This window comes from Marinobacterium sediminicola (assembly GCF_022343685.1).
Taxonomy (GTDB): Bacteria; Pseudomonadota; Gammaproteobacteria; order Pseudomonadales; family Balneatricaceae; genus Marinobacterium; species Marinobacterium sediminicola.
Map to the genome: position 1 here is coordinate 1,202,641 of NZ_CP092123.1, position 12,696 is coordinate 1,215,336.

General features: G+C 56.2%; 11 protein-coding genes. 7 read left to right on the forward strand and 4 right to left on the reverse strand.

Going from position 1 to position 12,696, the window contains the following annotated elements:
* Nucleotides 1-191 precede the first annotated feature (191 nt).
* The 3 genes from LN244_RS05590 to LN244_RS05600 form a co-directional block, all read right to left on the reverse strand.
* Nucleotides 192-767, reverse strand: a complete 576-nt coding sequence (locus tag LN244_RS05590; protein ID WP_239041862.1) for a fasciclin domain-containing protein — start codon at nt 765-767, stop codon at nt 192-194.
* A gap of 214 nt (nt 768-981) precedes the next feature.
* Nucleotides 982-1,842, reverse strand: a complete 861-nt coding sequence (locus tag LN244_RS05595; RefSeq protein ID WP_239041863.1) for a universal stress protein — start codon at nt 1,840-1,842, stop codon at nt 982-984.
* Between the two features lie 9 nt (nt 1,843-1,851).
* A complete protein-coding gene (locus tag LN244_RS05600) occupies nt 1,852-3,342 on the reverse strand; it encodes a SulP family inorganic anion transporter (protein ID WP_239041864.1) in 1,491 nt (496 codons plus the stop codon).
* A 300-nt stretch (nt 3,343-3,642) separates the two neighbouring features.
* On the opposite strand from LN244_RS05600, the gene LN244_RS05605 reads away from it, so the two are divergent.
* The 5 genes from LN244_RS05605 (at nt 3,643) to LN244_RS05625 (ending at nt 9,401) form a co-directional block, all read left to right on the forward strand.
* Nucleotides 3,643-3,999 (forward strand): metalloregulator ArsR/SmtB family transcription factor, encoded by a 357-nt coding sequence (locus tag LN244_RS05605; protein WP_239041865.1) that lies wholly within the window; start codon nt 3,643-3,645, stop codon nt 3,997-3,999.
* A gap of 25 nt (nt 4,000-4,024) precedes the next feature.
* The gene (gene arsB, locus LN244_RS05610; protein ID WP_239041866.1) at nt 4,025-5,047 is read left to right on the forward strand and encodes an ACR3 family arsenite efflux transporter; all 1,023 of its coding nucleotides are present in this window, start codon (nt 4,025-4,027) and stop codon (nt 5,045-5,047) included.
* A 60-nt stretch (nt 5,048-5,107) separates the two neighbouring features.
* On the forward strand, nt 5,108-6,118 hold the full coding sequence (locus LN244_RS05615; RefSeq protein ID WP_239041867.1) for an ArsJ-associated glyceraldehyde-3-phosphate dehydrogenase: 1,011 nt from the start codon (nt 5,108-5,110) through the stop codon (nt 6,116-6,118).
* Nucleotides 6,119-6,151: 33 nt separating this feature from the next.
* The gene (gene arsJ, locus LN244_RS05620; RefSeq protein WP_239041868.1) at nt 6,152-7,396 is read left to right on the forward strand and encodes an organoarsenical effux MFS transporter ArsJ; all 1,245 of its coding nucleotides are present in this window, start codon (nt 6,152-6,154) and stop codon (nt 7,394-7,396) included.
* 262 nt (nt 7,397-7,658) lie between these two features.
* Nucleotides 7,659-9,401 carry an SLC13 family permease gene (locus tag LN244_RS05625; RefSeq protein ID WP_239041869.1) on the forward strand — a complete coding sequence of 581 codons (1,743 nt, stop codon included), beginning with the start codon at nt 7,659-7,661 and terminating at the stop codon, nt 9,399-9,401.
* 35 nt (nt 9,402-9,436) lie between these two features.
* Here the strand turns inward: LN244_RS05625 and nhaB are convergent, their stop codons facing one another.
* The gene (gene nhaB / locus LN244_RS05630) at nt 9,437-10,942 is read right to left on the reverse strand and encodes a sodium/proton antiporter NhaB (RefSeq protein WP_239041870.1); all 1,506 of its coding nucleotides are present in this window, start codon (nt 10,940-10,942) and stop codon (nt 9,437-9,439) included.
* 397 nt (nt 10,943-11,339) lie between these two features.
* On the opposite strand from nhaB, the gene LN244_RS05635 reads away from it, so the two are divergent.
* Both LN244_RS05635 and LN244_RS05640 read left to right on the forward strand, forming a co-directional pair.
* Nucleotides 11,340-11,795 (forward strand): NfeD family protein, encoded by a 456-nt coding sequence (locus LN244_RS05635; RefSeq protein WP_239041871.1) that lies wholly within the window; start codon nt 11,340-11,342, stop codon nt 11,793-11,795.
* 37 nt (nt 11,796-11,832) lie between these two features.
* Nucleotides 11,833-12,696, forward strand: coding sequence for an SPFH domain-containing protein (locus LN244_RS05640; protein WP_239041872.1), 864 nt, complete (start codon nt 11,833-11,835; stop codon nt 12,694-12,696).

The following is a 12,696-nucleotide window of genomic DNA, read 5'->3' on the forward strand; positions in this document are numbered from 1 at the left end:
TATGGCGACGAACTGTCCATTATACATTGAAGACCGCAGGTGTGTTCAAAGCAAAAATGTCAGATTCATTCTGGCGTAAAAAAGAGGATATTCAAATTTTGCTTAATAAAGAAGTAATAGAATTTCTTGCCCGTCAGATAAAGCCCCGGCAGGTTGTGCCGAGGCTTGCGCTAATCAGCGATGTCAGTGAGTCATGAACAATTGCCTGGTCCCAAATCGGGCAAGACGGGGAGCACTACTGCGTCGATTGCATGGATAACCCCGTTATCTGCTTCAACATCCAGAGCTCCCGGAATCAGGTTGGCTGTACGACCCAGGTTGTCGGTCAGTACTGCAGACTCATGCATCAAGAAGCCGCCGGTCAGCATGCGTACCCGCTCGGCGTCCAGTACATCCGAAGCGTAGAGACGGCCATGGGCAACGTGATACAGCAGTACAACATCGATGATATAGGGATCCAGGTCATTGAGGCTGCAGTAGCCAAGGGTCAACGCCGTTTGCTGCAATGCCTCAAAGGCGCTGTCAGTAGGGGCGAAAACAGTATGCTGACCTTTGCTGTCTAGCGTTGACAGGATGGCGGCTCTGTTGCCTGTATCCTGAGTCAGCAGGGTAATAAGCGTATCGAACTCGCCTGCAAATGGGCCTTCGCTGTTCACGCTGACCGCGGTATCGACCAGGCTATTGATGTCCTTGGGGCCCTCAGCGGAGGCGGTTAGGGGGAGTGCCATGAAGGCGGTGATGGCAAGTACGCGTGTTGTTATTTTCATGGGTGCTGCTCCCGTGATGCTGATCACGTTTTGGTGGGAGAGGCTGTCCCTGTCGGAGATGTCCTGATGTAAGGGCGTTTACGAGGACGTTTCAGGGGTGGATCATCGACGTCAGTATCACTGACATGCTTCGATGAGGTGTTTTCTGGAGAGGGTCCGCTCCGAAAAGAAAAACCCGGCGATCAGCCGGGTTTGGTCCGGATGTAATCTGGAATCAGCGCAGCAGCAAGAGCGGCACGGGACTGTTGTGCAGCATCCAGTTGGTCATACTCCCGACCAGCAGATGTCGAATCCGGGAATGGCCCCAGGCGCCCATTACCAGCAGTTCGATGTCATGTTCCTTGATATGGTCGATCAGTGCCGGGCGCACCTCTTCCTGCTCAAGCGTGGTTGTGGTGACATCAAAGCCATTGCCCTGCAACATTTTTTCAGCATTGGCCAGCTGTTCACGCTGGCGCTCGACCCGTTTGCCTGCCATCACCAGATGACAGGGTGCGCCCTTGAGCAAAGGGCTCTGGGCAACCATGGTCAGGGCCTTATTGGCGGTGGCGCTGCCATCGTATGCAAGCATGAAACGCTGTGGTGCCTTGAAGCCGTCCAGTGCCACCAGTATGGGCTTGTGAAGGGTGCGCGTTACGTTTTCAAGATGGCTGCCGACCGCAACGGTACTGCTGTCATGTGCCTCCCCTTGGCGACCCATGATTAACAGTCGAGTATCACCTTCATATTCCTGAAGGGTATCGACCAGGGTGTCATGGCGCTGCAAACGATCTATCTGCTCGGTGGCGACACCGGCCGCTTCGATCTGGTGCTGGGCTTCCTGAAGCATGAAGCGGCCCTGCTCCAGCATCAATCGACTGCGCTGGTTATCCAGTTCCGCCAGCTCTTCAAGCAGGTGTTCACGGGTACCCAGGCCGATATTGCCACTCATGTCACTTTCGGTCGGGTAGTCGCTCTTTTCCAGGACGTGCAGCAGTTGCAGCGGTGCGTCCAGCTGTTGTTGAGCCCAGGCTGCGGCGGCACAGACCGCCAGCGCGGCCTGAGAGCCATCGATACAGGCAATAATCTTGCTCATTTTCGCTCCTTAGTGCCCGGCCATGATTTTGTCGACCTGCTCCGGCTTGTCGTGAACGGCCAGCTTGTCGACGATGGTGCGGCTGGCTTCATTGAGTCCAATGACCTCGACCTCCACACCCTCACGGCGGAACTTGATCACCACCTTGTCCAGGGCCGATACGGCGCTGATATCCCAGAAGTGGGCGTGGCTCAGGTCTATGATGACCTTATCAAGCACTTCCTTGAAATCAAAGGCAGCAGTGAACTTTTCACAGGCAGCAAAGAACACCTGACCGCTGACGCGATAGGTGCGGGTTTCGGTACTGCTGTCCTTTTCGCTGCTGATGCTCATGTACTGGCCCACCTTGTTGGCGAAGAACAGTGATGCCAGCAGCACGCCGACGAAGACACCCAGTGCCAGGTTGTGTGTGGCGACGACCACGGCTACGGTGGCGATCATCACGATGTTGGTGGAAAGCGGATGCTTGCGCAGGTCTCGGACCGATTCCCAGGAGAAGGTGCCGATGGAAACCATGATCATCACGGCAACCAGTGCCGCCATCGGGATCTGGCTGATCCATTCATCGAGGAACACCACCAGAATGATCAGGAAAAGGCCGGCAACGAAGGTCGAAAGGCGACCACGACCACCGGATTTAACGTTGATCACTGACTGGCCAATCATGGCGCAACCGGCCATGCCGCCCAGCAGACCGGCGCCAATATTGGCGATACCCTGACCCTTGCACTCCTGGTTGCGGTTGCTGTTGGTGTCGGTCAGTTCGTCGACAATTGAGGCCGTCATCATCGATTCCAGCAGGCCGACAACCGCCAGACCCAGCGAGTAGGGCAGGATAATCATCAGGGTTTCAAGGTTGAGCGGGACCTCTGGCCAGAGGAAGATCGGCAGTGTGTCCGGCAGCTCGCCCATATCACCCACGGTGCGGATATCCAGGCCCATCAGCATGGAAACGATGGTCAGGCTGATGATGCAGACCAGCGGTGAAGGCAGGCTCTTGCCAATCAATGGGATATACGGGAACAGATAGATGATGCCAAGACCAGCCGCCGTCATGGCATAGACGTGCCAGGTGACATCGGTCAACTCGGGCAGTTGGGCCATGAAAATCAGAATGGCCAGCGCGTTGACGAAGCCTGTCACCACTGAGCGCGAGACAAAGCGCATCAGGTCCCCCAGTCGCAGGAAACCGGCCAGAATCTGGAACACCCCGGTGAGCAGTGTGGCAGCCAGCAGGTACTGCAGGCCATGCTCCTTGACCAGCGTGACCATCAGCAGTGCCATGGCGCCGGTCGCGGCAGAAATCATCCCCGGTCGGCCGCCGACAAAGGCGATGATCACAGCGATACAGAAGGAAGCGTACAGGCCGACCTTGGGGTCGACGCCGGCGATGATGGAGAAGGCGATCGCTTCGGGGATCAGGGCCAGGGCTACCACCGTCCCGGACAACAGATCGTTGCGGACGTTGGAGAACCACTCCTGTTTCATTCGTTGCAGCATCTACAGTCTCTTGCTTGAGTTGTCAGTTGTTCGGAGGCCGTCGTTCGCTCAGGGCGGAGCCGGGACAAGTCTAGGGTTGCTGGATGACAACCGTTACGACACCGGAACAGCGTTTCTCCGGGTATTGGGCGTCGGGCGGCACAGAAACGCGGTACATGCGTTTTCTGTAGCGATAAAGGCGCAAAATTATACAGAAAAGCCCGAGTGCATGCAGCTTGAAACCCGAATGTAATCCTGTGGTGCTTGAATATATGTGAAATCATATATATGTTTTTTCATATATTTGTAGCGGGAGGCGTGATGAAAGCACAGGACCTGTTCAAGGCACTGGCAGACGAAACCCGTCTGCGCAGTGTCCTGTTGATTCAGCGGGAAGGTGAACTCTGCGTCTGTGAGTTGATGGAAGCGCTGGGAGAAGCTCAGCCAAAAGTCTCGCGCCACCTTGCGCAGCTTCGTCGGTCGGGTTTGCTGGCTGACAGGCGCCAGGGGCAGTGGGTGTTTTACCGTTTGCATGCGGAGCTCCCGCCTTGGGTGCCAGAGATGCTGGCGCAGGTTGGGCAGAGTGAGCAGTTACTGATGCAGGACGCACTGGAGCGTCTCGCCAATATGGCTTCCCGCCCATCGGGCGGAGGCGATGCCTGTGGTTCGGCATGTTGAATAAGGTCAGTACCAAGGAGCAATGATGGGAATTTTCGAGCGATATCTGACCCTGTGGGTTGGACTCAGTATTCTGGCGGGGGTTGTGCTGGGCAACCTTATACCGGTGCTGTTTAGCGTAGTGGCAGATCTTGAATACGCACACGTTAATCTGGTGGTAGCGCTGTTCATCTGGGTGATGATCTATCCGATGATGGTGCAGGTCGACTTCCGCGCAATCAAGGATGTCGGCAAGCGTCCGCGCGGGCTGGTGCTCACTCTGGTCGTTAACTGGTTGATCAAGCCATTCACGATGGCTGCGCTTGGCTGGCTGTTCTTCCGTGTTCTTTTCGTGGACTGGGTCGACCCGCAGAGCGCCGGCGAATACATTGCCGGCATGATTCTGCTGGGAGTGGCGCCCTGCACGGCGATGGTGTTTGTCTGGAGTCAGCTGACCAAGGGAGACCCCAACTACACGCTGGTACAGGTATCGGTCAATGACATCATCATGGTGTTTGCATTCGCGCCGATTGCGGCTTTTCTGCTCGGGGTCAGCGATATACACGTCCCCTGGGAAACGCTGCTGCTATCGGTCGTACTGTATGTGCTGCTGCCGTTGGTAGCAGGGGCGTTGACACGTCATCAGCTGGAACGGCTGGACGACGGCCGCCGTCTGGAGCGGTTACTGCAGCAACTCAAGCCCTGGTCGATTATGGGGTTGCTGGCGACCGTGGTGCTGTTATTCGGTTTTCAGGCTCGGACCATTATCGAGCAACCACAAACGATTGCCTTGATCGCGGCTCCACTTCTGATCCAGACCTACGGAATCTTTATCATTGCCTATCTGGCTGCCTGGTGGTTAAAGCTGCCTCATCGAGTTGCTGCCCCTGCCTGCATGATCGGGACGTCCAACTTTTTCGAGCTGGCAGTGGCTGTAGCCATCTCCCTGTTTGGCCTGCACTCCGGTGCAGCCTTGGCGACGGTTGTTGGTGTGCTGGTCGAAGTACCGGTAATGCTGTCATTGGTCGCCGTGGCCAATCGAACCCGGCACTGGTTCGACAGAACCTGATTCTGCAGATATTCAGTTCTCAAATTCATTGAATGACCGTTTTTTCACAGGAGTCACATCATGACCATTAAAGTGGGCATCAACGGTTTCGGGCGCATGGGGCGCCTGACCATGCGTGCCATTTTCGATCATGCCGACGTTCAAATCGTCCAGATCAATGATCCTGCCGGCGATGCGGCGACTTTGGCACACCTGATGAACTTTGATTCGGTTCACGGCCGCTGGAACCATGAAGCTTTGGCGGACGCGGATGTCATGATGATCGGTGATCAGAGCATTGTGGTCTCTGCCAACAAGGCTATCAGCGAAACGGACTGGTCCGGCTGTGATCTGGTGATTGAGGCTTCCGGCAAGATGAAAACACGAGCATTGCTGCAAGCCTATCTGGATCAGGGCGTAAAGCGGGTGGTGGTCACGGCACCCGTGAAGGAAGAGGGCATACTGAACATTGTCATGGGCGTTAATGATGACCTGTATGACTCGCAGCAGTATCCGATTGTCACGGCGGCTTCCTGCACCACCAATTGCCTGGCACCCGTGGTGAAGGTGATTCACGAACAGTTGGGGATCAAGCATGGTTCGATGACCACCATTCACGATATCACCAACACGCAGACGATTCTGGACGCGCCACACAAGGATCTGCGCCGTGCACGGGCCTGTGGCATGAGTCTGATCCCGACGACAACCGGTTCAGCCACGGCCATCACCCATATTTTTCCTGAGTTGAAAGGCAAGCTGAACGGCCACGCGATTCGTGTGCCGTTGGCAAATGCCTCGATTACCGACTGCGTGTTCGAGGTCGAGCGTGAAACCTCCGTGGAAGAGGTCAATCGACTGCTGAAGCAGGCGGCTGAGGGAGAGTTGAAAGGTGTGCTGGGGTTCGAGGAGCGCCCCCTGGTGTCCATCGACTACCGTACCGATCCGCGCTCCAGCGTAGTGGATGCCCTGTCTACCATGGTGGTGAACGGTACTCAGGTGAAACTGTACCTCTGGTACGACAACGAGTGGGGCTATGCCAATCGCACGGCAGAGCTGGCGCTGAAGGTTGGGCGGCTGGACCAGGCTTGAGTTGAAACTGACGACGACAGGGCACACGAGATCATGTTGAGCCAGCTTTCCGCCGCCATCCGCCAGTATCTGGTGGTGACCGGCAATTACTGGGCCTTTACCCTGACTGACGGAGCGCTGCGCATGCTGGTGGTGCTGCATTTTCATGGATTGGGCTACTCGCCGCTGGAGATAGCACTGCTGTTCCTGTTCTATGAGGTCTTCGGGGTGATCACCAACCTGGTCGGCGGCTGGTTGGGGGCGCATCTGGGCTTGAACCGAACCATGAATATCGGCCTTGGCTTGCAGGTGGTGGCGTTGTCCATGCTGCTGGTGCCGGCGGCCTGGCTGACCGTGCCCTGGGTGATGGCGGCTCAGGCCTTGTCGGGCATCGCCAAGGACCTGAACAAGATGAGTGCCAAAAGCTCGATCAAGCTGTTGGTGCCCGAAGATGCGCAGGGCAGACTCTACAAGTGGGTCGCGATCCTCACCGGCTCCAAGAACGCCCTCAAAGGAGCGGGCTTCTTCCTGGGCGGCGCGTTGCTCATGGTGCTGGGCTTTGCTGGTGCGGTCGCTGCCATGGCGGGGGCGCTGGCACTGGTTTGGCTGCTGAGTCTGGTGTTACTGAAAAGGGATCTCGGCAAGGCGAGGAACAAGCCTAAATTCCGTGACATTTTCTCCAAGAGTCGGGCCATCAATATCCTGTCTGCGGCGCGCTTGTTCCTGTTTGGTGCCCGCGATGTCTGGTTCGTGGTCGCCCTGCCGGTATTCCTGTCACAAACACTGGGTTGGAATCACAGCCAGACCGGCGGCTTTCTCGCCCTCTGGGTGATCGGCTATGGCATGGTGCAGGCCTTTGCGCCACGCATTACCGGCAAGGCGGCGGGGCAGTTACCGGACGGACGAGCGGCCAGGGTCTGGGCCGCGGTGTTGGCGTTGCTGCCTGCCCTTATGGCGCTGGCGTTGATGACCGATCTCGATCCGGCCTGGACGCTGATAGGCGGACTACTGGTGTTTGGAGCCGTGTTTGCGATCAACTCCTCACTGCACAGCTATCTGATCGTCAGCTATGCAGGCAGTGACGGTGTTTCCCTCGATGTGGGCTTCTACTACATGGCCAACGCGCTGGGTCGGTTGATAGGTACCCTGTTATCGGGCTGGGTGTTCCAGCTGGCTGGGCAGGGCAGTGACGGATTGCAGGCCTGTCTCTGGATATCCTGCCTGATGCTATTGCTCACTGTCGTTATTTCCATTGGACTGCCATCACTCAGCTCATGCCGCGACAGGGCCTCTTTGTAGGTTATTGTCTTGAATACTGCGGACAGTGTGGGGCTTCCATTGATGATGGATGCTGGCTCTGGCAGCATGGCTCCGGCCGGCAATGCTCAAGGCATGGCTGTGGGGTGTTGGACGCCCCATGACTGGTCTCCTTATCCTAAAAAAGCATAAATTTGTTAATATTTATTCTTTTATGGAATCAAAATAACCCTGTATCTTAGTGGCTTTTCAACGGATACGGGTTAACGCTGTGGAGTGGCAAGGCTGGTTCGCACTGAGTTTAATGATCGCTGCGCTGGCGGTTCTGGTTCTGACACGCACCGGGCCGCACATCGTCATGATGGCGGTATTGGCGCTGCTCAGTATCAGTGGCGTGCTGACCCCCAGTGAAGCATTGGCAGGTTTTGCCAACTCGGGATTGATCACTGTGGCTTGCATGTTTGTGGTCGCGGCGGGCATCCATTCGTCTGGCGGGGTCGATTTGCTGGTGCACAAGGTTCTGGGACGCCCTCAGGGGGTTCGCGGTGCCATGGGGCGCATTTTTGCTCCGGTGGTATTGCTCAGTGGCTTTCTCAATAACACCCCTGTGGTTGCTACGATGATCCCGGCAATACACGCCTGGTCACGCAAGATCAATATTCCTGCATCCAAATTGATGATCCCGCTGAGCTACAGCGCCATCCTGGGCGGTACGCTGACCCTGATTGGTACCAGTACCAATCTCGTGGTCAATGGGCAGTACCAGCAATTAACCGGTGAAGCCGGATTGTCGTTGTTCTCGATTACCGCCGTGGCGTTGCCGGTGGTGCTGGTGGGCTTGCTGTTTATCTGGCTGGTGTTTCCGCGCCTGCTGCCTGATCGCAGTGACAAGCGTGCCTTTGGCAACTTGCGAGAGTTCACCCTGGAAGTCGCGGTAGCGCCGGGAGGGCCGCTGGTCGGTCAGTCGGTAGAGCAGGCAGGCCTGCGAAGCCTCGATCGGGTGTATCTGGTCGAGATTGAGCGCGGTGGCAATATCGTAACCGCGGTTTCATCCGAGGAAAAACTGCAGGGGGGCGACCGCCTGGTCTTCGCCGGTGACACTGAGGCAATCTCTGACCTCTTGCGCATTAACGGTATCGTGCCTTCACCGGAAAACGGTCACTCCGATACGCTCAATCAGGATCGCGCTGAGCGGTGTCTGGTCGAGGCGGTGGTCTCCACTCACTGTGATGCGGTGGGTCATGCCATTCGTGATGCGCGCTTCCGGGATCGCTATGGCGCAGTTGTGCTGGCGGTGGCTCGCAGTGGTGAGCGTGTGCAGGGCAATCTGGGCAATATTCGCCTTGAAGCCGGTGACACTTTGCTGCTCGAAGCGCGCCCCGCATTTGTGAGTCGCCAGCGCTATAACAAGGACTTTCTGTTGATCAATGACCTCGACAAGACCCAGCCGCGTCATGAGCGTGCCTGGCTCTCATGGGGCATTTTGGCGGCCCTGGTGCTGGCTGCCGGTACCGGATTGACCAGTATGCTCAATGCAGCTCTGGTTGGCGCAGGCTTGATGGTGGTGACCGGCTGCTGCAATGTGGCGCAAGCGGAAAAGAGTCTTGATCTGACCGTTATCCTGACGATCGCCGCATCTTTTGCACTTGGTGCGGCATTGCAGAAGACCGGTGTGGCGACTTTTCTGGCCGATGGCATGGTTGATCTGAGTGCGGGTACACCCTGGCTATTGTTGATTCTGACTTACCTGGCCGTTTCCATACTGACCGAGATGATCACCAACAATGCTGCTGCCGTTTTAATGTTGCCGATCGTACTGGAAGTGACAGAGAAAGCTCAGCTGAGCCATGAACCTTTCATCTTTGCGATCATGATTGCGGCTTCAGCGAGCTTTGCTACGCCGCTGGGCTATCAAACCAATCTGATGGTGTACGGGCCGGGTGGGTACAAGTTTACCGACTTCCTGAAGGTTGGGGTGCCGATGAACTTGCTGGTCGCTGCGGTAACGCTGGCCACTCTGCTGATCGGATGGCCGTTGATGGCCTGACACCGGACCATATGTCCGGTGTCAGGGTGAGTCAATCAGGTGAACAGGACTACCGACAGCAGGCCGACACCACCCAGCACAAGGGTATAGGGCAGGGCCATGATGACCATGCGGCCGTAGGAGAGACGAACCAGCGGCGCAATGGCCGATGTCAGCAGGAACAGAAACGCGGCCTGACCATTAGGTGTTGCCACGCTGGGCAGGTTGGTGCCGGTGTTGATCGCGACAGCCAGTTGGTCGAAGTGCGCACGTGAAATCTCACCTGCATCCAGGGCTTGCTTCACCTCACTGATATAAACCGTCGCGACGAAGACGTTATCCGAAATCATCGACAATACGCCGTTGGCGATGAAGAACATCCCCGGTTGCTGCTCAGGCGGCAGTGACAGTACCCAGTCGATGATCGGAGAGAACAGGTGTTGTTCATGGATGACGGCGACGATCGCAAAAAACACGACCAGCAGTGCGGTAAACGGCAGTGCTTCTTCGAATGCCTTGCCGATCTGGTGTTCATCCGTGACGCCGTTGAATGAGGTGATCAGGATGATGACCAGCAGACCAATGAGGCCTACTTCAGCGACGTGGAATGCCAGACCGAGTACCAGGACAACGGCAGCGATGGCCTGGATGATCAGGCCAGCCTTCTGTGCCTGGGTGCGCTTGGCGCGTTCCGCTTGCGCAAATTCGTTCAGGACATGCAGCACAGGGCGTGGCAGTTTAACGCCGTATCCGAACAGCTTCAGTTTTTCCAGCAATACACAGGTAATCAGGCCTGCGGCGAGTACCGGCATTGAAACCGGCGCCATCAGCATGAAAAACTCGGCAAAATTCCAGCCAGCCGTTTTGGCGATCAGCAGGTTCTGTGGCTCACCCACCAGGGTGCAGACACCGCCCAAAGCGGTCCCTACGGCACTGTGCATCAGCAGGCTGCGCAGAAAGGCGCGAAAACCTTCCAGATCTTCACGGTGCAGGTCGACGACTTCGTGATCGGACACATGATTGTGGTCTTTTTGCTGGTGCCCCTTGCCGGATGCCACTTTGTGGTACACCGAATAGAAGCCGACCGCGACACTGATGATGACGGCGGTTACCGTCAAGGCATCCAGAAATGCGGACAGCACGGCTGCTGTCATGCTGAACAGCAGGGCCAGCAGGTATTTTGAACGCACATGCAAGAGGATGTTGGTGAACGTGACCAGCAGCAGGCTTTTCATGAAATAGATGCCTGCAACCATAAACATCAACAGCAGAATCACCGGCAGGTTGGCTTCCACTTCATGGTAGAGGGACTCGGGGCTGGTCATTCCCAGCAGCAGGGCCTCTATCGCAAGCAGGCCGCCAGGAAGCAGTGGGTAGCACTTCAGTGCCATCGCCAGCGTAAAAATAAACTCGCCGATCAGCAGCCAGCCAGTGGCCTGGGGGCCGACTGTCCAGAGCGCGATGGGGTTGAGGATCAGGAACAGTACAATAATCTGCTTGTACCAGGCAGGGGCATTGCCCAGAAAATTGTGCGCAAAGGCACCGAGCTGTGTTGTTGGCATTATGATGTCTCGGTTTGGCTACCGGAGCAGCCGGGTTAAATGAAAACCGGTCTCCATGGTTGCTGCGACCACGCAGGGAGCAACCACCGGAAAGCATGTTCCGGTTACAGGCAGAGGGAGGCGCAGGCCTGGGGCCTTCCGAATCCGAGAAACAAGATGGAGAGATGAAACAGGCTCGACCGGAGAACGTATGCGTCGATCAACCTGCAGCCCGTAACGGAGTGGCGGGAACTTTACCACAGGCTTGGACCGGTATTCCATAAAAGTATGCTGCACCTGCGTACTATATCGGGGGGTATTTTAGTTCAGGGTCCGCGGTATTGGTCTGACCAGAGTCGACCCGAGCATCAAACTGCTCCATAATCGATGCGAACCAATAGAGGCACAGGGATGAAACATGACATTTCAGATTGAGTACTGGCATTGGGTAGTGTTCGGCATGTTGCTGATCATGGCCGAGCTGGTAGTCCCGAGCTTTACCATATTCTGGTTCGGCCTTGGTGGACTGTTGATGGCGTTGCTGGTTTGGCTGGTGCCTGATCTGGGGCTCAGCATACAGCTTGTGGCGTGGGCCATAGGGTCAAGCCTGTTCGCGCTGGCATGGTTCAAGCTGATGCGTCCGCTGATGGTTGATAGAACCAATGCCGGCATTGCTCGAGAGGCGGTGTTGGGTGAAAGTGGACAGGTCATTCTGGCTCCTCAGCCACCACGGCGTGGACAGGTGCGCTTCTCGACGCCGGTGCTGGGGGATGATGAGTGGGAGTTTATCTGCGACGAAGCTGTTGCCGTGGGGGATCGGGTCATTATCACCGAGATCTCGGGTAACACTCTTATTGTCAAAAAACGGGGTTAGGCTGTTGCCGTTCCCATCGCACTGAAAGGAGAAAACGATGTTCGCAATCGATGGACTGATGATGGCAGGGGTCTTCCTCGTGCTGGTCATAGTGACCCTTTTTCTGGGGGTCAGAACTGTCCCTCAGGGTAGCAAGCATGTCGTACAGCGGCTGGGTAAATACCACAAAACGCTGGGGCCTGGCCTTAATGTAATCATTCCTTATATAGACTCTGTTGCCTATAAAGTGACGACCAAGGATATCGTGCTGGATATTCCGTCTCAGGAAGTGATTACACTTGATAACGCCGTCATCATTGCCAATGCCGTGGCCTACATCAATATCGTATCGCCCGAGAAGGCCGTTTACGGTGTTGAGGATTACTCTTTCGCGATCCAGAACCTGGTACAAACCTCTTTACGTTCGATTGTTGGTGAGATGAACCTGGACGAGGCGCTGTCGAACCGGGATCAGATCAAGGCCAAATTGAAGGGTGCAATCTCCGATGATATCTCTGACTGGGGTATTACACTGAAAACGGTGGAGATTCAGGATATCAATCCATCGCAGACCATGCAGATGGCGATGGAAGAGCAGGCTGCAGCCGAGCGTCAGCGCCGTGCGACCGTGACTCGAGCGGATGGTGAAAAGGCAGCGGCCATTCTGGAAGCGGAAGGTCGTCTGGAAGCTTCACGTCGTGATGCTGAAGCTAAAGTGGTGCTGGCAGAAGCGAGTCAGGCGGCAATCGAAAAGGTAACCTCGGCCATTCAGGGTAATGAGTTGCCGGTGATGTACCTGTTGGGCGAGAAGTACGTCGAATCCATCAAGGAAATGTCACAGGGCGAAAATGCCAAGATCGTCCTGCTGCCCGGCGATATTCCTGCCGCCGTCCGTGGCATCATGGGTGGTTTCAGCAAGTAA